General features: G+C 56.3%; 37 protein-coding genes. 2 read left to right on the forward strand and 35 right to left on the reverse strand.

Features of this window, described 5'->3' with window-relative positions; translation table 11 throughout:
- Window positions 1–6: 6 nt before the first annotated feature.
- The 30 genes from rpsK to rpsL are packed head-to-tail and all read right to left on the reverse strand — an operon-like array spanning window position 7 to window position 16,211.
- Window positions 7–393, reverse strand: a complete 387-nt coding sequence (rpsK, locus tag AC2D8O_RS12500) for a 30S ribosomal protein S11 (RefSeq protein ID WP_484679166.1) — start codon at window positions 391–393, stop codon at window positions 7–9.
- A 37-nt stretch (window positions 394–430) separates the two neighbouring features.
- A complete protein-coding gene (rpsM, locus tag AC2D8O_RS12505; RefSeq protein ID WP_484679167.1) occupies window positions 431–808 on the reverse strand; it encodes a 30S ribosomal protein S13 in 378 nt (125 codons plus the stop codon).
- Window positions 809–814: 6 nt separating this feature from the next.
- Window positions 815–931, reverse strand: a complete 117-nt coding sequence (gene ykgO, locus AC2D8O_RS12510; RefSeq protein WP_484679168.1) for a type B 50S ribosomal protein L36 — start codon at window positions 929–931, stop codon at window positions 815–817.
- A gap of 22 nt (window positions 932–953) precedes the next feature.
- On the reverse strand, window positions 954–1,172 hold the full coding sequence (infA, locus tag AC2D8O_RS12515; RefSeq protein WP_484679169.1) for a translation initiation factor IF-1: 219 nt from the start codon (window positions 1,170–1,172) through the stop codon (window positions 954–956).
- Window positions 1,172–1,960, reverse strand: coding sequence for a type I methionyl aminopeptidase (map, locus tag AC2D8O_RS12520; RefSeq protein ID WP_484679170.1), 789 nt, complete (start codon window positions 1,958–1,960; stop codon window positions 1,172–1,174). The genes infA and map overlap by 1 nt, the downstream gene beginning before the upstream one ends.
- A gap of 15 nt (window positions 1,961–1,975) precedes the next feature.
- Window positions 1,976–3,337 carry a preprotein translocase subunit SecY gene (secY, locus tag AC2D8O_RS12525; protein ID WP_484679171.1) on the reverse strand — a complete coding sequence of 454 codons (1,362 nt, stop codon included), beginning with the start codon at window positions 3,335–3,337 and terminating at the stop codon, window positions 1,976–1,978.
- A gap of 6 nt (window positions 3,338–3,343) precedes the next feature.
- Window positions 3,344–3,805, reverse strand: a complete 462-nt coding sequence (gene rplO / locus AC2D8O_RS12530) for a 50S ribosomal protein L15 (protein WP_484679172.1) — start codon at window positions 3,803–3,805, stop codon at window positions 3,344–3,346.
- The gene (gene rpmD / locus AC2D8O_RS12535; RefSeq protein WP_484679173.1) at window positions 3,802–3,987 is read right to left on the reverse strand and encodes a 50S ribosomal protein L30; all 186 of its coding nucleotides are present in this window, start codon (window positions 3,985–3,987) and stop codon (window positions 3,802–3,804) included. The genes rplO and rpmD overlap by 4 nt, the downstream gene beginning before the upstream one ends.
- A gap of 26 nt (window positions 3,988–4,013) precedes the next feature.
- The gene (gene rpsE / locus AC2D8O_RS12540) at window positions 4,014–4,529 is read right to left on the reverse strand and encodes a 30S ribosomal protein S5 (RefSeq protein ID WP_484679174.1); all 516 of its coding nucleotides are present in this window, start codon (window positions 4,527–4,529) and stop codon (window positions 4,014–4,016) included.
- A 21-nt stretch (window positions 4,530–4,550) separates the two neighbouring features.
- On the reverse strand, window positions 4,551–4,916 hold the full coding sequence (gene rplR / locus AC2D8O_RS12545) for a 50S ribosomal protein L18 (protein WP_484679175.1): 366 nt from the start codon (window positions 4,914–4,916) through the stop codon (window positions 4,551–4,553).
- A gap of 6 nt (window positions 4,917–4,922) precedes the next feature.
- Window positions 4,923–5,483 (reverse strand): 50S ribosomal protein L6, encoded by a 561-nt coding sequence (gene rplF / locus AC2D8O_RS12550; RefSeq protein ID WP_484679176.1) that lies wholly within the window; start codon window positions 5,481–5,483, stop codon window positions 4,923–4,925.
- Between the two features lie 21 nt (window positions 5,484–5,504).
- A complete protein-coding gene (rpsH, locus tag AC2D8O_RS12555) occupies window positions 5,505–5,909 on the reverse strand; it encodes a 30S ribosomal protein S8 (RefSeq protein ID WP_484679177.1) in 405 nt (134 codons plus the stop codon).
- Between the two features lie 39 nt (window positions 5,910–5,948).
- Window positions 5,949–6,218, reverse strand: coding sequence for a 30S ribosomal protein S14 (rpsN, locus tag AC2D8O_RS12560; protein ID WP_484679178.1), 270 nt, complete (start codon window positions 6,216–6,218; stop codon window positions 5,949–5,951).
- A 7-nt stretch (window positions 6,219–6,225) separates the two neighbouring features.
- Window positions 6,226–6,792 (reverse strand): 50S ribosomal protein L5, encoded by a 567-nt coding sequence (gene rplE, locus AC2D8O_RS12565; RefSeq protein WP_484679179.1) that lies wholly within the window; start codon window positions 6,790–6,792, stop codon window positions 6,226–6,228.
- A 26-nt stretch (window positions 6,793–6,818) separates the two neighbouring features.
- A complete protein-coding gene (gene rplX, locus AC2D8O_RS12570) occupies window positions 6,819–7,157 on the reverse strand; it encodes a 50S ribosomal protein L24 (RefSeq protein WP_484679180.1) in 339 nt (112 codons plus the stop codon).
- A gap of 20 nt (window positions 7,158–7,177) precedes the next feature.
- The gene (gene rplN / locus AC2D8O_RS12575) at window positions 7,178–7,546 is read right to left on the reverse strand and encodes a 50S ribosomal protein L14 (RefSeq protein WP_484679181.1); all 369 of its coding nucleotides are present in this window, start codon (window positions 7,544–7,546) and stop codon (window positions 7,178–7,180) included.
- 12 nt (window positions 7,547–7,558) lie between these two features.
- Window positions 7,559–7,852 carry a 30S ribosomal protein S17 gene (gene rpsQ / locus AC2D8O_RS12580; RefSeq protein ID WP_484679182.1) on the reverse strand — a complete coding sequence of 98 codons (294 nt, stop codon included), beginning with the start codon at window positions 7,850–7,852 and terminating at the stop codon, window positions 7,559–7,561.
- 37 nt (window positions 7,853–7,889) lie between these two features.
- Window positions 7,890–8,096: a 50S ribosomal protein L29 gene (gene rpmC / locus AC2D8O_RS12585; RefSeq protein WP_484679183.1), complete on the reverse strand. Its 207-nt coding sequence runs from the start codon at window positions 8,094–8,096 to the stop codon at window positions 7,890–7,892.
- Window positions 8,086–8,505, reverse strand: coding sequence for a 50S ribosomal protein L16 (gene rplP / locus AC2D8O_RS12590; RefSeq protein ID WP_484679184.1), 420 nt, complete (start codon window positions 8,503–8,505; stop codon window positions 8,086–8,088). Before rplP ends, rpmC begins: the two co-directional genes overlap by 11 nt.
- 18 nt (window positions 8,506–8,523) lie before the next feature.
- The gene (gene rpsC, locus AC2D8O_RS12595) at window positions 8,524–9,348 is read right to left on the reverse strand and encodes a 30S ribosomal protein S3 (protein ID WP_484679185.1); all 825 of its coding nucleotides are present in this window, start codon (window positions 9,346–9,348) and stop codon (window positions 8,524–8,526) included.
- A gap of 15 nt (window positions 9,349–9,363) precedes the next feature.
- On the reverse strand, window positions 9,364–9,990 hold the full coding sequence (gene rplV / locus AC2D8O_RS12600; RefSeq protein ID WP_484679186.1) for a 50S ribosomal protein L22: 627 nt from the start codon (window positions 9,988–9,990) through the stop codon (window positions 9,364–9,366).
- Window positions 9,991–10,024: 34 nt separating this feature from the next.
- Complete coding sequence (gene rpsS / locus AC2D8O_RS12605; RefSeq protein WP_484679187.1) at window positions 10,025–10,306, reverse strand: 30S ribosomal protein S19; 282 nt, start codon at window positions 10,304–10,306, stop codon at window positions 10,025–10,027.
- A 5-nt stretch (window positions 10,307–10,311) separates the two neighbouring features.
- On the reverse strand, window positions 10,312–11,139 hold the full coding sequence (gene rplB / locus AC2D8O_RS12610) for a 50S ribosomal protein L2 (protein ID WP_484679188.1): 828 nt from the start codon (window positions 11,137–11,139) through the stop codon (window positions 10,312–10,314).
- Between the two features lie 14 nt (window positions 11,140–11,153).
- The gene (gene rplW / locus AC2D8O_RS12615; RefSeq protein ID WP_484679189.1) at window positions 11,154–11,447 is read right to left on the reverse strand and encodes a 50S ribosomal protein L23; all 294 of its coding nucleotides are present in this window, start codon (window positions 11,445–11,447) and stop codon (window positions 11,154–11,156) included.
- Between the two features lie 20 nt (window positions 11,448–11,467).
- Window positions 11,468–12,094: a 50S ribosomal protein L4 gene (gene rplD, locus AC2D8O_RS12620; protein ID WP_484679190.1), complete on the reverse strand. Its 627-nt coding sequence runs from the start codon at window positions 12,092–12,094 to the stop codon at window positions 11,468–11,470.
- A gap of 36 nt (window positions 12,095–12,130) precedes the next feature.
- A complete protein-coding gene (gene rplC, locus AC2D8O_RS12625) occupies window positions 12,131–12,748 on the reverse strand; it encodes a 50S ribosomal protein L3 (protein WP_484679191.1) in 618 nt (205 codons plus the stop codon).
- A gap of 27 nt (window positions 12,749–12,775) precedes the next feature.
- Entirely contained in the window at window positions 12,776–13,081 is a 306-nt protein-coding gene (gene rpsJ / locus AC2D8O_RS12630; protein WP_484679192.1) for a 30S ribosomal protein S10, read from the reverse strand.
- A 40-nt stretch (window positions 13,082–13,121) separates the two neighbouring features.
- Window positions 13,122–15,233 (reverse strand): elongation factor G, encoded by a 2,112-nt coding sequence (gene fusA / locus AC2D8O_RS12635; RefSeq protein WP_484679193.1) that lies wholly within the window; start codon window positions 15,231–15,233, stop codon window positions 13,122–13,124.
- Window positions 15,234–15,289: 56 nt separating this feature from the next.
- Entirely contained in the window at window positions 15,290–15,757 is a 468-nt protein-coding gene (gene rpsG, locus AC2D8O_RS12640) for a 30S ribosomal protein S7 (protein ID WP_484679194.1), read from the reverse strand.
- A gap of 40 nt (window positions 15,758–15,797) precedes the next feature.
- Window positions 15,798–16,211 (reverse strand): 30S ribosomal protein S12, encoded by a 414-nt coding sequence (gene rpsL, locus AC2D8O_RS12645; RefSeq protein ID WP_484679195.1) that lies wholly within the window; start codon window positions 16,209–16,211, stop codon window positions 15,798–15,800.
- Window positions 16,212–16,469: 258 nt separating this feature from the next.
- Between rpsL and AC2D8O_RS12650 the strand changes: the two genes are divergently transcribed.
- Together AC2D8O_RS12650 and AC2D8O_RS12655 are read left to right on the forward strand one after the other, a co-directional pair.
- Complete coding sequence (locus AC2D8O_RS12650) at window positions 16,470–16,910, forward strand: SRPBCC family protein (protein ID WP_484679196.1); 441 nt, start codon at window positions 16,470–16,472, stop codon at window positions 16,908–16,910.
- A gap of 78 nt (window positions 16,911–16,988) precedes the next feature.
- Window positions 16,989–20,342, forward strand: a complete 3,354-nt coding sequence (locus tag AC2D8O_RS12655) for a SpoIIE family protein phosphatase (protein ID WP_484679197.1) — start codon at window positions 16,989–16,991, stop codon at window positions 20,340–20,342.
- 10 nt (window positions 20,343–20,352) lie between these two features.
- On the opposite strand, the gene coaE is transcribed toward AC2D8O_RS12655, so the two are convergent.
- From coaE to AC2D8O_RS12680, 5 genes are read right to left on the reverse strand one after another with little or no spacing between them, the layout of a single operon-like run.
- Window positions 20,353–20,940 (reverse strand): dephospho-CoA kinase, encoded by a 588-nt coding sequence (gene coaE / locus AC2D8O_RS12660; RefSeq protein WP_484679198.1) that lies wholly within the window; start codon window positions 20,938–20,940, stop codon window positions 20,353–20,355.
- Window positions 20,937–21,872 carry a YbbR-like domain-containing protein gene (locus AC2D8O_RS12665; protein WP_484679199.1) on the reverse strand — a complete coding sequence of 312 codons (936 nt, stop codon included), beginning with the start codon at window positions 21,870–21,872 and terminating at the stop codon, window positions 20,937–20,939. The genes coaE and AC2D8O_RS12665 overlap by 4 nt, the downstream gene beginning before the upstream one ends.
- A gap of 30 nt (window positions 21,873–21,902) precedes the next feature.
- Window positions 21,903–22,220, reverse strand: a complete 318-nt coding sequence (gene yajC, locus AC2D8O_RS12670) for a preprotein translocase subunit YajC (RefSeq protein WP_484679200.1) — start codon at window positions 22,218–22,220, stop codon at window positions 21,903–21,905.
- 24 nt (window positions 22,221–22,244) lie between these two features.
- Complete coding sequence (locus tag AC2D8O_RS12675) at window positions 22,245–22,706, reverse strand: DUF1573 domain-containing protein (RefSeq protein ID WP_484679201.1); 462 nt, start codon at window positions 22,704–22,706, stop codon at window positions 22,245–22,247.
- A 44-nt stretch (window positions 22,707–22,750) separates the two neighbouring features.
- Window positions 22,751–23,047, reverse strand: a complete 297-nt coding sequence (locus tag AC2D8O_RS12680) for a YtxH domain-containing protein (protein ID WP_484679202.1) — start codon at window positions 23,045–23,047, stop codon at window positions 22,751–22,753.
- Window positions 23,048–23,061 lie beyond the last annotated feature (14 nt).

A 23,061-nucleotide genomic window follows, 5' to 3' on the forward strand; every position in this document is an offset into this window, starting at 1 on the left:
AAGTAATTATACGCGACGCTTCTTGGGAGGACGGCAGCCGTTGTGCGGCAGCGGCGTAATGTCCTGAATGATCGTAACCTCGATACCTACAGCGTTGATGGCCCGAATGGCGCTCTCGCGTCCTGAACCGGTGCCCTTCACAAACACCTCGGCCTTGCGCAGACCCAGATCGTAGGCTTCCTTGCCGCAGGTAGTCGCTGCTACCTGTGCAGCATAAGGCGTGTTCTTCTTCGAGCCCTTAAAGCCTGCTTTACCAGCAGATGCCCAGGAAATCGTGTTACCAACCTTGTCAGTAACCGTTACGATAATGTTGTTGAAGGAAGAAGTAATGAAGACGATGCCTTCCGGCTCGACTCTTACCTTCTTCTTAGGCTTTGCAGCGGTTTTAGCCATGATGCCTATCGATTAAGCTTGTAGGGGTCTGTGCAGATTACTTGGTTGCCTTCTTCTTGCCGGCTACAGTCTTACGCTTGCCTTTGCGAGTACGGGCGTTGGTACGGGTGCGTTGGCCACGAACCGGCAGACCACGCTTGTGGCGCAGGCCACGGTAGCAACCGATATCCACCAGACGCTTGATATTCAGCGCTACCTCAGCGCGGAGCTGGCCTTCAACCTTGTAGTTGTCGGTCAGAATTTGACGAACCTGACCGGTTTCGTCGTCATTCCAGTCTTGGACACGCTTGTTGCGGTCCACACCGGCCGCATCCAGAATTTTCTGGGCGGTGCTACGGCCAATGCCGTAGATGTAGGTCAGCGCGATTTCGCCGCGCTTGTTTTTGGGGATATCGATGCCCGCGATGCGTGCCATAGTCGCTTAGCCTTGACGTTGCTTAAACTTCGGGTTCTTCTTGTTGATGACGTAAACTTTGCCGTTACGCCGAACAATCTTACAGTCCGCACTGCGTTTTTTGACGCTTGCTCGCACTTTCATGGCGTGGAGAGAAGGTAGAAGATTACTTAAAACGGTAAACGATGCGACCTTTGGAGAGGTCGTAAGGTGAAATTTCAACAGTTACTCTATCACCAGGCAGGATCTTGATGTAGTGCATCCGCATCTTGCCTGAGATATGGGCGAGAATCTGGTGACCATTCTCCAACTCCACCTTAAAGGTAGCATTGGGAAGGGCTTCCAGTATCACACCGTCAACTCGTATGGAGGATTGCTTGGCCATCAGTTTTCGATAAAGTCGAAGGTGGACAGAATCTCCGCTTTGCCCTTACGGACAACGACAGTGTGTTCGAAATGCGCCGACGGAAGGCCGTCGACAGTCAGGATCGTCCAGCCATCATCCCCACGAATAATCCCGGCTTTGCCCAGATTAATCATAGGCTCGATAGCGATAACCAAACCCTGTTTCAATTTCATACCGTTTCCACGCCGACCGTAATTCGGCACTTCCGGTGGCTCGTGAAGATTTGCACCCAAACCGTGGCCTACCATTTCGCGAACAATCCCGAAACCGTAGCGCTCAACATGTGTTTGGACAGCCGCAGACACATCTCCGAGCCGAGCACCTTCGACCGCTTGGTCTATAGCGAGATACAGTGATTCCTTGGTGACTTTCAACAGCTGGAGTACCTCTGGCTTGACATCACCTACCGCAAACGTGTAGGCTGAGTCGCCATAGTAGCCATTGAGTTTCACACCACAGTCAACGCTGACAACATCTCCGTCCTTCAGAATACGTCCCTTGTCGGGAATACCATGCACAACCTCGTTGTTAACCGAGATGCAAAGCGTTCCGGGAAAAGGGAATACGTCACTATCGTAAACGTAATTCTTGAAGGCTGGAATGCCACCATTCGACCGAATATATTCTTCTGCAACGATATCCAGTGAAAGCGTGTCGACCCCAGGGGCAATACGCTTCGCAACCTCGCCGAGCGTTTTGCCCACGAGTTGCGACGCTGCCCGGATGGCATCGATTTCGCTCTCTTTTTTTAGGATTACGCCTTGCATCTAGAATGTACAGTATTAAACAGTTGCGCCAACTTGGTTGCGTGCACGGGTAGTAGAACCACCACGGCCAGTACCCATCAACCCATCGTAGTGACGGTTTTTCAGGTAGCTCTCAATCTGCTCCAGAGTATCCAGCACTACACCAATCATGATGAGAATACTGGTACCGCCGAAGAATTGAGCAAACTGGCTGCTAACCCCAAAGCTGCGAACGATCGCTGGAAGGAGCGCAATGAAAGCAAGCGAAAAGGCCCCAGGGAGTGTAATTCGCGTAATGATCGCATCAATGTACTCACTGGTTTTCTTGCCAGGCTTAACGCCAGGAATAAAACCACCATTGCGTTTCAGATTCTCGGCCATATCATTGGGATTCACCATTACAGCCGTGTAGAAGTAGGTGAATACAATAATGAGCGTAACGAAAATCACATTGTAAATGATACCAGCGGGATCCGCAAAGGTATTGTACAAAGAAACGGCAACCGTGCTGTTCTGATTCTGGTTTGCGATGTATTGAAACAGCGTAGCCGGAATGAACATCAAGGACTGGGCAAAGATGATAGGCATTACACCCGCCATGTTGAGCTTCAGCGGTATCACCTGACGCACATTCGACATCATGCTACCCATCATCTTGTTACCCGCCATGCGGCGTGCATAGTTCACCGGGATTTTACGTGTACCCTGCGTCAGCAGAATTACGAAAGCGGTGATAAAGATGAGCGCTACGATTTCAACAAAGAAAATCAGCGGCTTGTTAGTGGTAGCTTCATTGATAAGCGCCAGTGGCAGCTCAGCAATGATGCCGATGGCAATGATCAGTGATACACCGTTGCCAATACCACGCTCGGTAATACGCTCACCAAGCCACATCAAAAACATCGTACCAGCGGTAAGACAAACGATAGTGGTAAAGGCAAACAGACCGGGCGAAGCAATAACAGCATTGGGGAACTGCGTGCGGAGGTTAGCCAGATATGCACCTGCCTGCAGCATCGTGATAACGATGGTCAGCATGCGCATGTACTGGTTAATAGTTCGCGTGCCGCTTTCACCCTGCTTCTGAAGTTTCTGCAGACTGGGTACTACAGTCGTAGCCAGCTGAATGATGATAGAAGCAGAAATGTAGGGCATGATGCCCAGCGCGAAAATAGCGCCACGTGAGAAGGCCCCCCCTACAAACAGGTTCACAATGCCAAGAACGCCTTGGCCTTGTGAACTGTTAAAGGATGCTTCCAGCGCTGCGGAATCAAGTCCCGGCAGGATAACGAAGGAACCAAAGCGGAATACAGCCAGCAAAGCCAGCGTGTAGATGATCCGACTGCGGAGCTCCTCGATCCGGAAAATGTTCCGTAGGGTTTCGAACAGGCCTTTCATGCGAGGTTACTCGATGACGATGGTTTTGCCACCCGCGGTTTCAATCGCTTTGGTGGCTGAGTCGCTGAATTTGTGGGCATATACCGTAACAGCCATGTTCAGCTCTCCACGGCCAAGCACCTTGAAGGGCTTGCGGAGCGTGCTGATCAGACCGTTGGCCAGCAATACCTCAGGAGACAATTCCTGACCTTTCAGGTCGGGACGGGCTTCCATAAGGTCCTGGATACGATCCAGGTTGATTGCTTGGTATTCTACACGGAAGGGATTCTTGAAACCAAACTTCGGCAGACGGCGCTGAAGAGGCATCTGGCCACCTTCAAAACCTTCTTTTGCCGAATAGCTGGCACGAGACTGGCTACCCTTGTGACCCTTGGTAGAGGTGCCGCCTTTACCAGATCCAGGACCACGGCCGATGCGGATGCGGTCCTTGCGCGAACCGGGGGCGGGAGTAAGATTGCTCAGGTTCATTGCTGTACCTCCTCTACGGTAACCAAATGGCTAACTTTACGAATCATCCCGATAAGTGCCGGAGTAGCGGTTTTCACCACCTCACGGTTCATCTTGCCCAGACCCAGCGAGCGCATGGTGGCCTTCTGGTCTTTCGGGCGGTCGATCAGGCTCTTAACCTGTTTAATCTTGAGCAGCGCCATGATGTATAGCGAATCGCTTTCGCGGATTAACCTTTGAACACTTTAGACATTGGAATGCCACGCAGACGTGCTACGGAATGCGGGTCGCGCATTTCAGCCAGTGCCTGGAGCGTAGCCTTCACAACGTTGTGAGGGTTGGTGCTGCCCTGCGACTTGCCCAGTACGTCCTTGATACCGGCGCTTTCCAGCACTTTGCGCATGGCACCACCGGCCAGTACACCAGTACCAGGAGCGGCAGGCTTCAGGATCACCTTGGAAGCACCGAACTTGGTTTCAATCTCGTGGGGTACCGTGCCATTCAGTACAGGTACCTTCACCAGATTCTTCTTGGCGTCTTCAATGCCTTTGGAGATGGCATTCGTCACTTCATTGGCTTTGCCAAGTCCGTAACCTACCACGCCATTGCCATCACCGACAACAACGATGGCGCTGAAGGAGAAGCGGCGACCACCTTTGACCACCTTGGCCACACGCTGTACGGCCACGAGCTGCTCTTTCAGCTCACTCTCGACGGGTTTTACCCTTTTATAGCTTGCAATCATGAGGATTGTCGAGTGTGCGATTTAGAATACCAGACCTCCTTCACGGGCGCCTTCGGCAAGAGCCTTCACGCGGCCGTGATACATGTAACCATTACGGTCGAATACAACCTTTTCGACACCAGCGGCTTTGGCCTTCTCCGCAAGGAGTTTGCCAACCTGATGGCTCTTTTCAGTTTTCGAACCGGGCTGCGAAGATACACCTTTGATTCGAGATGAGCAACTTGCGAGGGTAATTCCACGCTCGTCGTCAATAATCTGGGCATAAATCGCGGTGTTGGACCGGAATACGCTGAGACGCGGACGCTCTGCGGTACCACGGACGCGCTTGCGGATGCCTTTCTTGATCCGCTCCCGCCGCGCAGTTTTAGTAGTGCTTGCGATTGCCATGGTCGGTTACTTTTTGCCTTTGCCTGCTGCCTTACCTGCCTTGCGACGTACCTGCTCACCCACGAAGCGGATACCTTTGCCTTTGTAAGGCTCGGGCGAACGAAGGCGGCGGATTTTGGCGGCTACCTGGCCGAGGAGTTGTTTGTCAATACACTTCAGAATCAAGCGAGGAGCCTGACCTTTTTCCGTTACGGTCGTAGCGGTAATCTCGGCAGGCAGCATGAAGTACGTGCTGTGCGAGTAACCCAGCGAAAGATCAATGTAGTTGCCCTTGACTTCGGCACGGTAACCTACACCAATCAGTTCCATCTGCACTTCATAGCCGTCAGACACACCCTTTACCATGTTATTGATCAGGGCACGGTAGAGGCCGTGAAGCGCACGGTGGCGCTTCTGGTCGGTGGGGCGCACTACAGTGAGTACGCCGTTGTCGTTGGCAATGTCAAAGCCGTACTCGAGCTGTTGCTTCAGCTCGCCCTTCGGGCCTTTAACCGTTACCAGGCTGTCAGCGAATGTATAGGATACGCCTTTGGGGAGCGTGATCGTTGCTTTTCCGATGCGAGACATAGTGTTTCTGGGCCTCCTGGATTAATAGACGTAGCACAGAACTTCACCGCCCACACCCAATTCCTTCGCCTGCTTGCCGGTCATGATGCCGCGCGAGGTGGTGAGGATGGCGATGCCCAGACCGTTCATCACACGCGGCATATCGGCTACACCGGTGAACTGACGCAGGCCAGGCTTGCTGACACGAACGATTTTGGTAATGGCCGGCTCTTTGGTGAGACGGTCGTATTTCAGCGCAACCTTGAGGGTGCCCTGGCCGTGGTTGTCGTTCTCCACCAGCTTATAGCCGGCGATGTAGCCCATGTCGTGCAGGACCTGAACGATGCCCAGCTTCATATTCGAGGCAGGAATCTCAACAATGCGCTTGCGAACAGCCGAGGCGTTGCGAATGCGGGTGAGGAGATCTGCAATGGTATCAGTACTCATGACGATATCTCGTGAGGTGGCGTGATGCCTGATTTGTAATTACCAACTAGCCTTGGTTACACCGGGGATTTTGCCTTCCAGCGCCATGAGACGGAACATGTTACGGCACAGGCCGAACTTCCGGATGTAGGCGCGGGGACGACCCGTTACTTTACAGCGGTTCTTGAGGCGAACAGGGCTGGAGTCGCGGGGGAGCTCGGCCAGCTTGATCCATTCACCTGCCTCCTTGAGGGCTTTGCGACGCTCCGCGTACAGCGCTACCATTTTCTCGCGCTTGGCCTGACGGGCGATAACGGACTTCTTAGACATAGCGGTGTTAGGCGTTGGTCTTTTCGGTGCTCTTGAAGGGCATGCCAAACGATTTCAGCAGCTCGTAGGCTTCTTCGTCGGTTGGGGCAGTGGTTACAAACGTGATATCGAAGCCGGATATTTTGTAGACTTTATCCACATCGATTTCCGGGAAGATGATCTGCTCTTTCACACCCATGGTGTAGTTGCCTTTTCCGTCGAAGCCTTTATCAGGCAGACCACGGAAATCGCGCATACGAGGGGCTGCGAGGGTGATCAGGCGATCAAGAAATTCATACATGCGGTCATGGCGAAGGGTAACCTTGCAGCCAATGGGCATGCCCTTGCGAAGCTTGAAGTTTGAGATATCGCGCTTCGACTTGGTGATTATCGGCTTCTGGCCGGCAATCAGATTGAAGTCTTGAACCGCTTGGTCCAGCAGCTTCTTATCGCCTACGGCAGCCCCAACACCACGGTTGAGGACAATCTTCTCCAGGCGAGGCACCTGCATGACGTTCTTGTAGTTGAACTTCTCCTGAAGCTCTTTTACAATCCGGCTGCGGTATTCATCCTTGAGGCGGACTTTGTAAGACATAGCTGTTTGACGTTGGGCGGAGAGTATTAGTCGATTTTGTTGCCAGTTTTCTTGCTGACACGCACCCAGCCTTTTTCAGTCTTTTCACGACCGATACGGGTGGGCTTGCCAGTCTTGGGCTCGATCAGCTGCAGTTTGGCGACATGCAGCGGAGCTTCCTGACGCACCACTTGACCCTGAGGGTTCTTTTGGTTGGGCTTCTGGTGCTTCGTTACCATGTTCAGGCCTTCCACGATGGCTTTCATCTTGCGGGGAAAAACCACCAGGACTCGCCCGGTTTGGCCACGGTCATCACCGGAGAGCACCTTTACGGTGTCGCCCTTCTTGATGTGGAGCTTGGGGATTGCGTTCGAAGTGCGGCGCATAACGGTAGGATGCTTGGGCCTTAGAGTACCTCTGGGGCCAGGGAAACGATCTTCATGTACTGTTTCTCGCGCAGTTCGCGGGCCACGGGGCCAAAGATACGGGTACCGCGCGGTTCACCTTGGTTGTTGATGATCACAGCTGCGTTTTCGTCGAAACGAATGTAGCTGCCATCACGGCGGCGAATGGCGCGCTTGGCACGGACAACTACGGCTTTCACCACGTCGCCCTTCTTCACCGTACCCCCGGGAACAGCACTCTTCACAGAAGCAACGATGACATCACCGATGCTGCCATACCGTACTTTGCTGCCGCCCATCACACGGATGCACAGCAGTTCTTTTGCGCCGGTGTTATCGGCGACTTTCAGACGGGATTCTTGCTGGATCATGGCGGGGTTGGGTTACTTGGCCTTCTCAATCACTTGCTTGAGCTTCCAACGCTTGGTTTTGCTCAGCGGACGCGTTTCTACGATCAGTACCAGATCACCTACGTGCGCTTCGCCGCGCTCGTCGTGGGCATGGAACTTGGTCGTCTTCTTGATGAACTTGCCGTAAATGGGGTGCTTCACCTTACGCTCCACAGCAACCGTGATGGTTTTGTCCATCTTGTCGCTGGTCACGCGGCCCACACGCTCCTTGCGAACGCCCTTCAGAGGGGTTTCGGTCGCTTCGGCTTGTATATGCTGCTCGCTCATGGCTGTATCTTATTCGCAGGATTCGGTACGGAACGTGTTAGGCGTTGGACTTACCCGCCAGCACGCGGGCGTGCTGTTCAGTTTTGATACGAGCAATGTCCTTCCGGATCGCCGACAGACGATTCGGATTTTCGATCGGCGAGAGGCCGTGGCTGTACTTCAGGCTAGCCAGCAAGGCCGACTGCTCCTGAAGCTGCGTTGCCAACTCGGCATCGCTCATGGTGCGGATATCCTTAGACTTCATAGTCCCTCCGAACAATAAACTTGGTTTTTACGGGAAGCTTCTGGGCGGCCAGGCGCATGGCCTCTTCTGCTGCTGACAGCGGTACACCGTCTGCTTCGAACAGGATGCGGCCGGGTTCTACGGGTGCAGCCCAGTATTCGGGGTTACCCTTACCCTTACCCATACGTACCTCTGCAGGCTTTTTCGTGATGGGCTTATCGGGGAATATCCGGATCCATACTTTCCCTTCACGCTTCAGGAAGCGCGTCAGGGCAATACGGGCAGCTTCAATCTGACGGGCGGTGATATAGCCTTCGTCAATCGTCTTCAGGGCAAAACTGCCGAAGGAGATTTCGGCGCCCCGCGTAGCAACACGGGCAATACGGCCGCGCTGCTGCTTACGATAGGTAGTACGTTTGGGTTGTAGCATGGCGTCTTACCTCCTCAATTAATTGTTGGTGCGGGGACGACGGTCGCCAGTAGGACGGCCACCACGGTCGCCGCCACGACCTCCGCGGTCACCACCACGGCCACCACGACGGTCACCACCACGGTCGTTGCGGTCACGACGCTCGCCACCGAAACCACCACGCATGTTGCCACCCTTGTCGGATACGGCAGGTTCTGCGTTGGGGCTCAGGTCAGGCTTGCCGTATACTTCGCCTTTGAAGATCCACACCTTGATGCCGATCGAACCGTAGATGGTTTGCGATACAGCCTGGGCGTAGTCAATGTTGGCGCGCAGCGTCTGCAGGGGCACACGGCCTTCGCGATACTGCTCGGTACGTGACATTTCTGCACCACCGAGGCGGCCAGCGCACATTACCTTGATGCCCTCTGCACCCATGCGCATGGCAGCCGCAATAGACGACTTCATGGCGCGACGGAAAGAGATACGGGCACGCAGCTGCTGACCAATATTTTCAGCCACCAGGCGGGCATCCAGCTCCGGACGCTTAACCTCGTGGATGTTAATCTGCACTTCCTTGACGGTGAGCTTCTTCAGCTCTTCCTTCAGTTTCTCAACCTCAGCACCACCCTTGCCGATGACAATACCCGGACGAGCGGTGTGGATCGTGATGATCAGACGCTTCAGCGTGCGCTCAATCACAATCTTGCTGATGCCACCCTTGGGGATGCGCGCCAGCAGGTAAGTGCGGATCTTCTCGTCTTCTACCAGCTTGTCGGCGTAGTTTTTACCGCCGTACCAGTTGGATTCCCAGCCCTTGATGATACCAAGGCGAAGACCGGTTGGATGCGTTTTCTGTCCCACGGTGCTTAGGGTGTATTAGGCTTCTTTGGTCGTTTTCTTGGTGCTTTTCTTGGCAGCAGGCTTGGCGTCGCCTTCACCTTCAGCTTTTGCCTTCTTGGCAACGGGCTTCTTGGCAGCAGGCTTGGCTTCAGCCTTCGGCTCGGGCTTGGCAGGAGCAGGCACAGCCGCTACCGTCTCCTGGCCGCGAACGCCCAGATAGATGGTTACGTGGTTGCTGCGCTTGCGTACGCGGTAAGCACGGCCCTGGGGGGCTGGGCGAAGACGCTTCAGCATCGGGCCACCATCCACCGTGATCGTCTTCACGAACAGGGCGTCGATGTTGCTCTGCTGAGACTTCTCTTCGTAGCTGGCAATGGCCGACTTCAGCAGCGTGAACAGCGGCTTCGAAGCGTGGCGCGGGTGCAGCTTCAGAATCGCCAGCGCTTTGGTCACATCCAGGCCACGGATGATGTCAGCCACAAGGCGCATCTTCCGGGGGCTCGAAGGGAAATTCCGCAGCGAGGCAAAATATTGGGTCTTGCGCACGGCTTTGCGAGCGTCGGCAGCGAGCTTCTTCCGCTGGCCCAACCCGAGGTTGGGGCGGGGTTCGCCCGATGCGATCTTCTGCTTGCGCGTGAGCTTAGTCGTCTCTTGAACTTGCATGACTAGGCAGTTTTAAAGGGCGTCGGGGAACGAATTAGCGTTTGCCTTTATCGGTTTTCTGCCCAGCGTGACCTTTGAAGGTACGCGTGGGAGCGAATTCACCCAGTTTGTGGCCTACCATGTTCTCCGAGATATACACCGGAATGAACTTGTTGCCATTGTGGATTGCCACTGTATGGCCCACAAACTCAGGTGTAATCATGGAACGACGACTCCAGGTCTTGAGCACCGTCTTTGAACGGTTCTCATTCATCTTGTCGATTTTCCGTTCCAGGGAGGGCTCTATGAAAGGGCCTTTTTTAAGCGAGCGTGGCATGGTGCTTACTTCGTTTTACGACGCGAGATAATGAACTTGCTGCTGGCCTTCTTGCGGTTCCGGGTCTTGTAGCCCTTCGCGGGGATACCCTTGCGTGAACGCGGGTGACCACCGGAAGCACGGCCCTCGCCACCACCCATTGGGTGATCTACAGGGTTCATTGCTACAGCACGGGTGCGGGGACGGCGGCCGAGCCAGCGCTTGCGACCTGCCTTGCCATACTCAATATTGAAGTGCTCTGCGTTGCCTACGCTGCCAATGGTGGCAGTGCAGGTCGAGAGAATACGACGAACTTCACCAGAAGGAAGCTTGATAACCACGTAGCGGCCTTCCTTGGCAGTCAGCTGGGCGAAAGTGCCTGCGCTGCGTGCCAGGGCAGCACCACGGCCGGGCTGAAGCTCAATCGCGTGGATAACCGTACCCAGCGGAATGGAGCCCAGGGGCAGTGAGTTGCCTACTACAGGCTCGGCGCCTACACCGCTCATCACGGTTTGGCCTACCTTCAGTTTATCTGGTGCAAGAATGTAGCGCTTCTCGCCATCAGCGTAGTGCAGAAGAGCAATACGGGCTGTGCGGTTGGGATCGTATTCGATCGTGGCAACCTTGGCGGGTACGCCTGCTTTCTCGCGCTTGAAGTCGATAATACGGTACTTGCGCTTGTGGCCACCGCCAACATAGCGCATCGTCATGCGGCCCTGGTTGTTACGGCCACCCGACTTGGGGAGCGACACAACAAGACTCTTCTCGGGCTCCGATGCCGTGACTTCGGCGAAGTCACTTACCGAGCGGAAGCGTGTGCCGGGGGTTACTGGTTTGTACTTGCGTAGTGCCATTGTACTTCAGGCGCTTAGGCGTTCTTGTAGAAATCAATTTCCTGGCCGGCGGCGAGGGTCACATAGGCGCGCTTCGTACGGCTGGTTTTGCCGTGGATGAAGCCCGTGCGGGTGTAGCGGGTGCGACGACGTGCAGCCTGGATGGCCGTACGCAGGTTCACTACCGTTACGCCATAGGTCTCTTCGATGGCCTTCTTGATCTGCAGCTTGTTGGCATCCAGATCTACCACGAAGCCATACTGCTTCTGGGCAGCTTCACCCAGGGCAGTCATCTTTTCAGTTACGATTGGCTTGATGAGAACTTGCATCAGTGTATCCTCCTTCGTGGTCAGGCCAGCGTGTTGTTGATGGAATCAACAGCGTCCTGCAGAACGACCAGGCGCTCGGCATTGACGATGTCATACGTATTCAGCTCACCAACGTGCAGGATGCTGACACCAGGGATGTTCCGGCCGCTACGCAGCAGGTTCACATCCAGTTGGTTCGTCACCACCAGCACCTTGTTCTCGGCTACGTTCAGTTTGCCCAGAATGTCGGCGAACGTCTTGGTCTTCGGTTCGCTGAAACTCATAGCGTCAACTACCAGAATCTGGTTCTCACGAGCCTTGTAGCTCAGAGCACTCCGGCGGGCCAGACGCTTGACTTTCTTGTTCAGCTTGAAATCGTACTCGTGGGGTACCGGACCTTGCATGGTACCACCATGGCGGTGCAGCGGGCTGCGCTTATGACCCTGACGTGCGTTGCCAGTGCCCTTCTGCTTGTAAGGCTTCTTGGTAGAGCCTGCAACTTCACCGCGGCCTTTCACCTTATGAGTACCCTGGCGCTGGTGTGCCATATATTGGCGCACATCCAGGTAGATGGCGTGGTCACTCGGGTCAATGGCGAACACCTCGTCAGAGAGTGTCACCTTACTACCGGTGGCTTTGCCTTGTATGTTGAGGACGTTTACTTCCATGGGTATTGTCGCAATGCGGCGTTTTCAGTCAACGGCTTACTTCTCGATGTAGACAATAGAACCCTTCGGCCCAGGGATGGAACCAGAGACAACGATGAGGTTTTTCTCAGGCAACACCTTGATGATCTGGAGGTTCTGTACTTTCACGCGGGCATTGCCCATCTGGCCGGGCAGACGCTTACCCTTCAATACACGTGAAGGATAGGAGCTGGCGCCCATTGAACCGGGAGCACGTTCGCGGTTGTGCTGACCGTGCGTACGGCCACCAACACCGCTGAAGCCGTGACGCTTCACAACACCCTGGAAGCCTTTACCCTTGCTCGTGCCTACTACGTCGACGAACTCACCTACTGCGAACAGATCAACCGTAATCTCATCGCCAAGCTTGTAGTTGGCGGGGTTCAGGTCGAACTCGTGCAGATGGCGCTTCGGCGCAGTACCAGCTTTTGCAAAGTGGCCTGCCAGCGGCTTGGACGTGTTCTTCTCCTTCATTTCACCGTAGCCAAGCTGCACTGCATCGTAGCCATCCGTCGCGAGCGACTTCAGCTGCGTTACAACACAAGGGCCGGCCTCGATGAGGGTACACGCAACCTGCTTGCGACTCTCGTCGAACAGGCTCGTCATCCCGAGTTTTTTACCTATAAGTCCAGGCATGGCTTGAATTGGTAACAGATAAACAGGTTAAACTTTGATCTCTACATCAACGCCAGTCGGCAGTTCCAACTTCATCAGCGCGTCCACCGTTTTGGTGCTGCTGCTGAAGATGTCGATCAGGCGCTTGTGGCTGCTCACTTGGAACTGCTCACGCGACTTCTTGTTCACGTGGGGAGAGCGGTTCACAGTGATGATGCTCTTTTCAGTAGGCAGCGGAATGGGGCCGCTTACTACTGCGCCTGTACCTTTGACCGTCTTCACGATCTTCTCGGCGCTGCGGTCGACCAGATTGTGGTCGTAGCTCTTCAGCTTGATGCGAATCTTTTGCGTCATAGCGATTCGTTTCTGTGCGGGAACCTGAAATGTGGGACGCTTATACTTTTTCTTTTACGCCTTTCGACTTGGCAACTACCTCATCCTGTACGTTCCGAGGTGTTACTTCGTAGTGGCTGAATTCCATCGTGGAGCTGGCACGGCCCGAGCTCAGCGTACGGAGCTGGGTTACGTAACCAAACATTTCCGACAGGGGTACCAGAGCCGAAATCACCTTGGCATTGCCACGGTCGCCCATGGAGCCAATCTGACCGCGGCGCTTGTTGAGGTCACCAACAATAGCACCCATGTACTCTTCCGGCGTTACGGCTTCCACCTTCATGATCGGCTCCAGAAGAACCGGGCTTGCCTTGCGGCAGGCTTCACGGAAAGCGTAACGGCCAGCCAGTTCGAATGACAGTGCGTCCGAATCCACATCGTGGTACGAACCGTCATACAGACGAACCTTGATATCCTGTGCAGGGAAACCAGCGATGATACCTTCGTTCATCGCGTTGCGAATACCCTTTTCAATCGGGCTGATGAATTCCTTAGGAATCGAGCCACCCTTGATTTCATTCACGAACTCGAAGCCCTTGCCCATTTCGTTAGGCATGAACTCCACCTGGATGTCAGCGAACTTACCACGGCCACCGGTCTGCTTCTTGTAGGTCTCGCGGTGCTGGACGTTCTTGGTGATCGTCTCGCGGTAGGCAACCTGGGGTTGGCCTTCGTTTACTTCTACCTTGAACTCGCGACGCATACGGTCTACGATGATTTCCAGGTGAAGCTCGCCCATACCGGCAATGATCGTCTGGCCAGACTCCTCGTCACTCTTCACACGGAAGGTCGGATCTTCTTCAGACAGTTTGCCAAGGGCAACACCCATCTTGTCGGCGTCAGCCTGGGTCTTGGGCTCAATGGCCTTCTCGATAACGGGCTCGGGGAAGGTCATGCTCTCAAGCACAATCGGATGCTCTACAGCGCAGAGGGTATCCCCAGTGCGGATGTCCTTGAAACCAACAGCAGCAGCAATGTCACCAGCTTCTACGAAGTCAATCTGGTTCTGCTTGTTGGCGTGCATCTGCATGATGCGGGAAATACGCTCCTTGTTGCCGCTACGGGTATTCAGCACATAGCTGCCACCGTCCAGACGGCCCGAGTATACACGGAAGAACGCCAGACGACCTACGAAGGGGTCTGTCATGATCTTGAATGCGAGGGCCGAGAAAGGCTCGCTCACGTCCGTCTTGCGGATCAGTTCTTCTTCGGTGTCAGGGTGAATACCTTTTACGTCCTCAATGTCCGCAGGAGCGGGCAGGTAGAACGTAACGGCATCCAGCATAGCCTGTACACCTTTGTTCTTGAACGAGCTGCCGCACATCAGGGGCTGGATCGACATGTCCAGCGTAGCAGCGCGCAGGGCAGCACGGATTTCGTTCGGGGTGATACTGTTCTGGTCTTCGAAGAATTTCTCCAGCAGCTTCTCGTCGTACTCAGCAACCTTCTCGATGAGGTTCTGGCGCCAGTGCTGTACTTCTTCTACCAGGTCGGCAGGAATCGGAATTTCCTTCCAGGTCATGCCCTTGTCGTCCTCGTTCCATACGATGGCACGGTTGTGGATCAGGTCCACTACGCCCTTGAACTGGTCTTCAGCGCCAATGGGAACCTGCAGGGGCACGGGGTTACCGCCCAGCATTTCACGGATCTGCTTCTCTACGTTGAAAAAGTCAGCACCAATGCGGTCCATCTTGTTTACGAAGCAGATGCGGGGCACCTTGTACTTCGTGGCCTGACGCCATACCGTTTCAGACTGGGGCTCTACGCCGTCAACAGCCGAGAACAGCGATACCGCACCGTCCAGTACACGCATCGAGCGCTCCACTTCCACCGTAAAGTCTACGTGGCCAGGGGTGTCGATGATGTTAACGCGGTAATCTTCGTTCGTTTCGGTGTTCTTCCAGAACGTGGTTACGGCAGCAGCAGTGATGGTGATACCGCGCTCTTTTTCCTGCTCCATCCAGTCGGTGGTAGCAGCGCCGTCGTGCACTTCACCCAGCTTGTGTACCAAGCCAGTGTAGTAGAGAATACGCTCGGTAGTGGTCGTTTTACCGGCGTCGATGTGCGCAACAATACCAATGTTGCGCGTGTGCTGCAGATCAACCTTTTTCATCTGTCAAAGAACAATCGGTCAGAAAGACCGGATGAGATGTTTTCGGGGGCGGTGACTTAGAACTTGAAGTGCGAGAATGCCTTGTTAGCTTCAGCCATGCGGTGGGTGTCTTCCTTCTTCTTCACGGCAGCACCTTCACCTTTCGAGGCGGCGACGATTTCGCCAGCCAGACGCTCGCGCATGGTCTTTTCACCACGGTTGCGGCTGTAGTCAATCAGCCACTTCATGCCCAGCGATATACGACGCTTCGGGCGGATTTCAGTCGGAATCTGGAACGTAGCACCACCCACACGACGGCTGCGTACTTCTACGGCAGGCATGATGTTGTTCAGGGCGGTTTCAAACGCTTCCAGACCATTCAGCTGGGTGCGCTTCTCTACGATATCCAGGGCATCGTACAGGATCGTGTAGGCAATCGACTTCTTGCCGTCAAACATCAGTTTGTTGACGAAGGCGGCCAGGATCTCGCTACCGTACTTCGGATCGGGAGTCTTGTAGCGCTTGGGGGCGGGACGGTTACGCATGACGCTGTGTCTTGAACGGTGTTTCTACTTCTGCCTGTCCTTATTTCTTCTTCGGTGCACCTTTAGCCGGGGCTGCTGCGCCTTTCTTCGGAACCTTCGTCCCGTACTTCGAGCGCGCTTGCTTGCGGTCGTTGACACCTGCGGTATCCAGCGCACCACGTACGATGTGATAACGTACACCGGGAAGGTCCTTCACACGACCACCGCGAACCAGCACGATGCTGTGTTCCTGGAGGTTGTGGCCTTCACCGGGGATGTAGGCGTTTACTTCCTTGCCGTTCGTCAGTCGAACACGCGCTACTTTACGCAGCGCCGAGTTCGGCTTCTTGGGGGTCGTCGTGTATACACGTACACATACTCCACGACGCTGAGGACAGTTGTCCAGCGAGGGAGACTTGCTCTTGGTTAGTACCGCGGTGCGGCCGAGGCGCACAAGCTGCTGAATGGTTGGCATAATCTGTGCTACGACAGGCTTTTCGAAACAGGACTGCAAAGGTAGCGGAACACTTCTCTTATGTCAATACATATTCTACTTTTTTGCCCTTCCCGACCCCTTCTGCCACTTTCCCCGCACTAGCCCCAGCCGCTTTTCCTCCTCCACACCCCTGTGCTGCCACTTTATCAGCCGCCCAGCCCCCCGATTATTTCCACCAGTGTGGAAACTTTTGGCCGCCTTTCAGCCCTTATTCTTTTGCCTCCTGCACATCGCTACATGCACTTACGCCTCTCCACTCACGTCGGCCAGTCCGCCCCACAGGTCTTCGCTGGTTTCAATCAGCAGCTCTTTCAGCGCCTCGCACCGCCCTTCCCAAAGGTAACCCTCCTCCGCTACGACGGCAACCTCCCTGGCCACCAGGTCCACATCCGCCTCTCTTTCCTGCTCTTCACGCAACTCTGGATAAGCCACATCACCGAATACCAGACTGGCCCCGACGAATGGCGTTTCACCGACGTTGGCACCACACTGCCCTTCTTTCTCTCCAGTTGGCACCACAGCCACCGCATTTTGCCCCAGCCCGATGGCTCCAGCATCATTATCGATGACATCGAGTTCCAGGCGGGCTGGCGCTGGCTCACCCCCCTGCTCTACCCAGCCATGTGGCTCCAGTTTGCCCTGCGCAAACCCATCTATCGCCGCATTTTTGCCCGCTGACCACTCCGGCCAGCCCTATACTGGCACAGCGCTTGCCTCCAATCCTTGGCCCCTTGGCCCGATTGGTTAATTTGCACCATGGCAAAGTCCTCTGTTGCCCCTCTGCTGGCTGTCTTACTCTGTCTCATTTGCGGCCCCACATACCTGTGGGCACAGCCTTCCGAGGCCGGACGCCCCTTTCTGCGCAATTTCTCCCCGAAAGAATACCGCGAAGACGCCCAAAACTGGGGAGCGGTGCAAGACCGCCGGGGCACCCTTTACTTCGCCAACAACAATGGCGTTGTCATCTACAATGGACAGCAGCAATGGCAACGCGTCCCCGTAGCAGGGCGTAAGGTACGCGGCCTCGCCATTAACGATCGTGGCTTTATATATGTAGGCGCAGAGGGCGAATTTGGCGTCCTCAGGCCTACTGCCACTGGTTCCTATTTCTTCTCATCCCTCCGCGACGACCTCCCCGACTCTCTCCAGAACTTTCAGAATGTCTGGCAGATCCATACCACCGACCAGTACGTCTACCTCAACATCGGCACCCACATCGTACGCTATGCCGAAACCGAGGTAGGCACTGATATCAAGGTCTGGCGCACCCGCGACGGCTCCGACGCCTTTCACACCTTTTTTGTAGTAGGCGGCATTCCATATGTTCGAGAAATCGGCGTGGGCCTCCAGCGCATCATCGATGGCCGCCTGATTCCCGTTCCTGGAGGTGAAGTCTTTGCGGGCGAACGCCTCGACGCCATCGTCCGGTACGACGACGAGCGGGTACTGCTTGGCACCCGCAAACTGGGGCTGCTGGTCCTCGGTACCGAAGGGTTCATGCCCTTCCCCAGTCCTGCCGCCGCCTTTCTCGACACCGCCCAGGTGTACCATGGCACAGCCCTTCCCGGTGGTCTCTTTGCCTTCGCCACCCTCCGTGGCGGCGTCATCGTTATCAACCGCGCAGGGGCCATCGTGCAGGTCATCAATACTGAAACAGGGCTGCTCGACAACAACGTACACTACCTCCTGCCCGACCGTCAAGGCTCCCTCTGGCTGGCCCTCGACAAGGGCCTCGCCCACGTAGAGCTTCCTTCTCCCTTTACCCGCTTTGGGCAGGAAGCTGGTCTGTTGGGTAACGTCTACAGCATGGTGCGGCACAAAGGCACGCTCTATGCAGGCACCTCTGTGGGGCTTTTCCGCATGATTCCCGCGGCACCCGGCATGCCCGCCCGCTGGCAGCCACTCAAGGGTATCAATACCCAGGTATGGCAGCTGCTGGAGGCAAAAGGAACCCTGCTCGCCGCTACTACAGCCGGCCTTATGGAGCTCCACAACGACCAGCCCCACCTCATCTACATCAACGGCCAGAACGTCAATGCCTTCAGCCTCTACCAGGACAGCGACGACCGCGTACTCGTGGGCCTGGCCACCGGTCTGGGCATCGCTGCCTACGATGGCCGGCACTGGTCAGTGCCAGCCATGCTGCCCGGCGTGGAAATCCCGGTCCGCCGCATCACACCCGCCGAAGATGGCGTACTCTGGCTTGGCGACGGTCAACAAACGCTCCTGCATGTCAACCTCAACACGCCCGAGCCCTCCGTAACGCCCATCACCCCCGAAATGGGCTTCTCCGACCCCAATGCCCTGGCCTTCCGCCTCCGCGGACAAACGCTTCTTGCAGGCACTTTCGGCCTCCGCCGCTGGGACCCCGCCCGCCGCCGCTTTATCCCGGATCCAGCTTTCGGTAAAGAATATGCCGACAGCTCCCACACCGTCTCCTTCCTCTACCCCGAACCCTCCGGCGAACGCATCTGGCTACGTGCAGGCCCTAACCACCCCGATGCCGACATCGAGCTCATGATTGCCACCCCAGGCCCGCAAAACACCTTCCGGGTCAAACGCTCCGAGCTCACCCGCCTCAATTATTTCGCCACCCGCTTCATCTATCCCGATCCCGCTTCCGAGGCCAATCCCCCTGTCGTCTGGATCGGCGGCGACGACGGTATCATCCGCTACAACCCCGACCTGCCCAAGCGCTGGAAGGCCGCCTTCACCACCGCCGTCCTCGGCGTCACGGCCAACGACTCCCTCCTCTTCGCGGGTGCAGGCTTCCCAGGCGACAGCTCCGGCATTGCCTTTCAGGAAACCTTCCCCGAACTCCTCTACGCCGACAACAACCTCACCTTCACTTTCGGCGCCCTCAGCTTCGACCTTCTCGACGACGGCAAGGGCAACCTCTACCGCTGGCGTCTCGTCGGCTTCGAAGACGACTGGTCCGCCTGGGACACCCGCACCGAGCGCGGCTACACCAACCTCCCCGAGGGCGAGTACACCTTCAAGGTGCAGGCACGCAACATCTATGGGCAGGAGTCAGAAGTCGGCGAATACGCCTTCGTCATTCTACCCCCTTGGTACCGCACCTGGTGGGCCTATACGCTCTATGTGCTGGCAGCCGGCGGCTTGGTCTATCTGTTCGTACGCTGGCGGCTCTCGCAGCTCGAAGCCGAAAAGCGTGTGCTGGAACAGAAAGTGGTAGAGCGCACCGCCGAGGTCGTCCGCCAGAAAGAGGAAATCGAGCAGGCCAACGAGGAAATCAAGCTCAAAAACGCCGAAATCGAGAACGCCTACGAGGAAATCAAGGCCACCAATGAGAACCTCGAAGCCGCCTACCACGAGATTGAAGAGAAGAACCAGGACATCATGGACTCCATTACCTATGCCAAGCGCATACAGGAGGCCTTCCTGCCGCAGCACACCGAAATCGCACACTGGTTTCCCGCCAGCTTTGTCCTCTTCAAGCCCCGCGACATCGTCTCCGGCGACTTCTACTGGTTCTCCCGCCGCGACCCTTACCTCTACCTTGTCGGAGCCGACTGTACCGGCCACGGCGTGCCCGGCGCCATCATGTCCGTTATGGGCAACTCCCTCCTGAACCAGATCATCGGCGAAATGGGCCTCCGCGAGCCCGGACAGATGCTCGATACCCTGCACCTGAAGGTGCAGGAAACCCTGCGCCAGAAAGAAGCAGGGGCCAAAACAAAGGACGGTATGGAAATCGCCCTCCTGCGTCTCGACCCCGCACGACAGGAACTCATCTTTGCCGCCGCCAACCGCCCACTCCTCCACATCCGCAATGGAGAAATGGTCGAGATCGACGGCGACAAGTTCCCCATCGGCGGTGCCCAGTACGAAGACCGTACCCCCTTCACCCCCCACACCATCTCCTACCTCCCCGGCGACGTCTTCTACACCTTCTCCGACGGCTACGGCGACCAGTTTGGCGGCGAGCGCGGCAAGAAGTTCATGGTCAAGAACCTCAAGAACCTCCTCCACGAAATCCATCAGCTGCCCATGGAAGAGCAGCGCCAGATTCTCGACACCCGCATTGAGGAGTGGAAAGGCATGCGTGCCCAGGTAGACGACATCCTGGTCATCGGCATCCGCCTCTGAGACCCGAGCGTTAACCGCCGTATCGCGCCAGCAGTGCTTCCAGCTGGGGCGTGAGGTCGCGCCCGTCGTTCTCGATTACAAAATCGGCAAGCTCACGCTTTCGGGCATCAGCCCACTGCCGGGCCATGCGGTGCCGCACCTCTTCGGGCGTCAGCCCATCACGGGCTACCACGCGCTGCACCCGCAGTTCTTCCGGCGCTGTCACCAGCACCAGCGCATCAAACCGCGCCCGCGCATCTATCTCAAACAGCAGCGCCGCTTCATAGAACGCCGCCTTTGCACCCTGCGCTTCCTGCGCCGCAAACCACCGTTCGCCATCCAGCGCCACCGCCGGGTGCACAATGCCGTTCAGCTTCTTCAGTTCTTCTGGATTTGGGAACACACGCTCGGCCAGCCACCCGCGGTTCAGGCTGCCGTCGGTCTGGTACACTTCCGGCCCAAAAACCGCCAGCATCTGCCGCTTCAGCTCAGCACTCTCTGTGTACAGGGCTTTGGCGCGCGCATCGGCATAGTACACCGGGTAGCCACGCTGTTCCAATAGGCCACATACATAGCTCTTGCCGCTGCCGATGCCTCCCGTTATACCGATCTTCTTCATCGGCGCCGCGTAATAACGAACGACAGTGCCGCCGTTTCTATCACCACACTCCGAACTACGGGGGGCCGCCGCACCAGCTTCGGCACCAACACTTCCGTCTCGTCGGTTACTTGCGAAAGGTCTACCGTCACCTCAAAGTCTTCGGCACGCACCTGCTCAAAGCGGTCAAACGGTACCAGAAACCGCACGTACACCGACTCGCTGCCCAGGCGTACCATTGCACCCTGCGGTATGCCAATCTTGCGCACTGGCACCTCCATTCTGCCTTCGGTAAACCGCGCTGCTTCGGCACGCACCTCCACCGCCGTGGGGCTCACCAGCAGATCTTCGCTCGGTTTCAGGTCTACCACCCGTTGAAATGCCCCCTGTACATCGCCTTGGGCAAAAGCTTCCGTTGGCCACCCTGCCAGCGCCTCTATCTCCCGCCGCGTCCCTGTTACTTCCACTGTGTCGGGCACGGTAATGGGCGGGTCCAGAAACTCAAACCCATCCGCCGGCCGCAGTTGCCCTTTCAACACCACCGGAAGCCGCTTCCGTATCTTTTCTTCAAACTGCAGTTGCAGGCTGTCTGGCAGTATCGTCGTCACACGCATACCCAGCGCCTCTTCCAGCGGGCCCCGCAGCTGGTCGGTCAGCAGGTAGCCACGGGCAACTGCCAGGGCCAGGTCCACCCGAAAGGTATCGTTTTTCACCGTCAGTGCCTGTAGCATCAGCTTGTGTCCCACCCCACTGGTAGACACAAACAGCCGCTGTGGTAGCGGCTGCGACAGCTTCAGTGTCGTCGGCAGGTTCTCATACTTCACCGGCACCGCCACCGTCGTCCGGTATTCGCGCCGCATCCGTACTACAAGCCACAGGCTCGACGCCACCAAAAGCGCGAAGGCGATGCGGAATACCTTATCGCGGTCGAAGCGGAAGGTAGTACTCGTCATCGCCTTCGGGAGGGTACGGGGTCGCTAAACTCAGCTCTGCTGGCTCTGCTCCGGGTTGGCCAACTCACGGATTGCTGCTTTGTCGAACCGCAGCTTCACGCTGTCGGCTTCGAGCAGCACCGTCTTATCCTCTATCTCCTTGATCACGCCGTGCAGGCCGCCAATCGTAATCACCTTGTCGCCCTTCTTCAGGCCTTCACGGAAGAGTTTCTCCTTCTTCGCACGCTGCTGCTGCGGGCGAATCAGCATGAAATACATTACTACGAAGATAAGCACCGGGAAAGCCAGGCTCACCCAGCTGCTGCCGCCCGCGGGGGCTGCTTGCAGTATAATCCAGTTGAGAGTCATTGTGTTGTTGGGAAGTAGCAAATATCAGGAAGGTTGACTTGTCGCAGCCAGCACTTCGCCGCTGAACATCAGAATGTGCGTCTTCTGCTTCGTGTTGGCCGTTACGATCAGCTGCTTCTTCTGCATGCCTACGCGCCCGCGGCTGTCAAACTCAAATTTGATGTACCCTTCTGCCCCAGGAGCCACGGCTTCGCGCGTCCAGTCGGGGGCCGTGCAGCCACAGCTGGGCTTCACACCCAGTATCTGCAGCGGCTGGCTGCCCGTGTTCTTGAACTTGAAGGTGTACATGATCTTCTCGCCTTCGCCAATTTTGCCGAAGTTGTATTCGGTCCGGTCAAAGGTCACTTCGGTCGGAGGCAGCGAATCAGCGGCCGCCAGATCAGAGTAAGCGGCCTGCGACACTGGGGTCTGGGCCTGTTCTACTGGCTTGTTGCAGGCGGCCAACAGCATGCCAGCGGCCAGCACCAGGGCTATGGAACGGAGCATAGTTATTGTTCTTCGAAGTGTATCGGTTGTAGAGGGGGCTGTTATCAGCCTTGGGGGTTCTGCTTGATGTCGTCCAGCAACGACTCCACCTCCTTCAGCAGGTCTTCCGCTTTCTTGCGGTCCTGCCGCGAAATGTCGGCGGGCGTGTAGCTTTCGCTGAAGTTTTCACCCGACTTCTCCTGACCCAGCATTTCGCGCAGCTTGGTCAGGTATTTGTCCAGCTTGTAGCTCAGCTTGTCGCGGGTGTTCTTGCCGCTGTCGGGGGCAAACAGAATGCCGGCGGCGGCGCCTACGGCTATACCAGACAGAAAGGCAATGAAAGTGCGGGTGCTCGATTTCATAGGGTGCGCAGTTT

This window comes from Pontibacter sp. T17 (genome assembly GCF_057219875.1).

Excerpts from the sequence above, each read along its gene's own strand:
- rpsK (WP_484679166.1), bottom strand. The coding sequence starts at position 393 with ATGGCTAAAACCGCTGCAAAGCCTAAGAAGAAGGTAAGAGTCGAGCCG.
- rpsM (WP_484679167.1), bottom strand. The coding sequence starts at position 808 with ATGGCACGCATCGCGGGCATCGATATCCCCAAAAACAAGCGCGGCGAA.
- ykgO (WP_484679168.1), bottom strand. The coding sequence starts at position 931 with ATGAAAGTGCGAGCAAGCGTCAAAAAACGCAGTGCGGACTGTAAGATT.
- infA (WP_484679169.1), bottom strand. The coding sequence starts at position 1,172 with ATGGCCAAGCAATCCTCCATACGAGTTGACGGTGTGATACTGGAAGCC.
- map (WP_484679170.1), bottom strand. The coding sequence starts at position 1,960 with ATGCAAGGCGTAATCCTAAAAAAAGAGAGCGAAATCGATGCCATCCGG.
- secY (WP_484679171.1), bottom strand. The coding sequence starts at position 3,337 with ATGAAAGGCCTGTTCGAAACCCTACGGAACATTTTCCGGATCGAGGAG.
- rplO (WP_484679172.1), bottom strand. The coding sequence starts at position 3,805 with ATGAACCTGAGCAATCTTACTCCCGCCCCCGGTTCGCGCAAGGACCGC.
- rpmD (WP_484679173.1), bottom strand. The coding sequence starts at position 3,987 with ATGGCGCTGCTCAAGATTAAACAGGTTAAGAGCCTGATCGACCGCCCG.
- rpsE (WP_484679174.1), bottom strand. The coding sequence starts at position 4,529 with ATGATTGCAAGCTATAAAAGGGTAAAACCCGTCGAGAGTGAGCTGAAA.
- rplR (WP_484679175.1), bottom strand. The coding sequence starts at position 4,916 with ATGGCAATCGCAAGCACTACTAAAACTGCGCGGCGGGAGCGGATCAAG.
- rplF (WP_484679176.1), bottom strand. The coding sequence starts at position 5,483 with ATGTCTCGCATCGGAAAAGCAACGATCACGCTCCCCAAAGGCGTATCC.
- rpsH (WP_484679177.1), bottom strand. The coding sequence starts at position 5,909 with ATGAGTACTGATACCATTGCAGATCTCCTCACCCGCATTCGCAACGCC.
- rpsN (WP_484679178.1), bottom strand. The coding sequence starts at position 6,218 with ATGTCTAAGAAGTCCGTTATCGCCCGTCAGGCCAAGCGCGAGAAAATG.
- rplE (WP_484679179.1), bottom strand. The coding sequence starts at position 6,792 with ATGTCTTACAAAGTCCGCCTCAAGGATGAATACCGCAGCCGGATTGTA.
- rplX (WP_484679180.1), bottom strand. The coding sequence starts at position 7,157 with ATGCGCCGCACTTCGAACGCAATCCCCAAGCTCCACATCAAGAAGGGC.
- rplN (WP_484679181.1), bottom strand. The coding sequence starts at position 7,546 with ATGATCCAGCAAGAATCCCGTCTGAAAGTCGCCGATAACACCGGCGCA.
- rpsQ (WP_484679182.1), bottom strand. The coding sequence starts at position 7,852 with ATGAGCGAGCAGCATATACAAGCCGAAGCGACCGAAACCCCTCTGAAG.
- rpmC (WP_484679183.1), bottom strand. The coding sequence starts at position 8,096 with ATGAAGTCTAAGGATATCCGCACCATGAGCGATGCCGAGTTGGCAACG.
- rplP (WP_484679184.1), bottom strand. The coding sequence starts at position 8,505 with ATGCTACAACCCAAACGTACTACCTATCGTAAGCAGCAGCGCGGCCGT.
- rplV (WP_484679186.1), bottom strand. The coding sequence starts at position 9,990 with ATGCAAGTTCAAGAGACGACTAAGCTCACGCGCAAGCAGAAGATCGCA.
- rpsS (WP_484679187.1), bottom strand. The coding sequence starts at position 10,306 with ATGCCACGCTCGCTTAAAAAAGGCCCTTTCATAGAGCCCTCCCTGGAA.
- rplB (WP_484679188.1), bottom strand. The coding sequence starts at position 11,139 with ATGGCACTACGCAAGTACAAACCAGTAACCCCCGGCACACGCTTCCGC.
- rplW (WP_484679189.1), bottom strand. The coding sequence starts at position 11,447 with ATGCAAGTTCTCATCAAGCCAATCGTAACTGAAAAGATGACTGCCCTG.
- rplD (WP_484679190.1), bottom strand. The coding sequence starts at position 12,094 with ATGGAAGTAAACGTCCTCAACATACAAGGCAAAGCCACCGGTAGTAAG.
- rplC (WP_484679191.1), bottom strand. The coding sequence starts at position 12,748 with ATGCCTGGACTTATAGGTAAAAAACTCGGGATGACGAGCCTGTTCGAC.
- rpsJ (WP_484679192.1), bottom strand. The coding sequence starts at position 13,081 with ATGACGCAAAAGATTCGCATCAAGCTGAAGAGCTACGACCACAATCTG.
- fusA (WP_484679193.1), bottom strand. The coding sequence starts at position 15,233 with ATGAAAAAGGTTGATCTGCAGCACACGCGCAACATTGGTATTGTTGCG.
- rpsG (WP_484679194.1), bottom strand. The coding sequence starts at position 15,757 with ATGCGTAACCGTCCCGCCCCCAAGCGCTACAAGACTCCCGATCCGAAG.
- rpsL (WP_484679195.1), bottom strand. The coding sequence starts at position 16,211 with ATGCCAACCATTCAGCAGCTTGTGCGCCTCGGCCGCACCGCGGTACTA.
- AC2D8O_RS12650 (WP_484679196.1), top strand. The coding sequence starts at position 16,470 with ATGCACTTACGCCTCTCCACTCACGTCGGCCAGTCCGCCCCACAGGTC.
- AC2D8O_RS12655 (WP_484679197.1), top strand. The coding sequence starts at position 16,989 with ATGGCAAAGTCCTCTGTTGCCCCTCTGCTGGCTGTCTTACTCTGTCTC.
- coaE (WP_484679198.1), bottom strand. The coding sequence starts at position 20,940 with ATGAAGAAGATCGGTATAACGGGAGGCATCGGCAGCGGCAAGAGCTAT.
- AC2D8O_RS12665 (WP_484679199.1), bottom strand. The coding sequence starts at position 21,872 with ATGACGAGTACTACCTTCCGCTTCGACCGCGATAAGGTATTCCGCATC.
- yajC (WP_484679200.1), bottom strand. The coding sequence starts at position 22,220 with ATGACTCTCAACTGGATTATACTGCAAGCAGCCCCCGCGGGCGGCAGC.
- AC2D8O_RS12675 (WP_484679201.1), bottom strand. The coding sequence starts at position 22,706 with ATGCTCCGTTCCATAGCCCTGGTGCTGGCCGCTGGCATGCTGTTGGCC.
- AC2D8O_RS12680 (WP_484679202.1), bottom strand. The coding sequence starts at position 23,047 with ATGAAATCGAGCACCCGCACTTTCATTGCCTTTCTGTCTGGTATAGCC.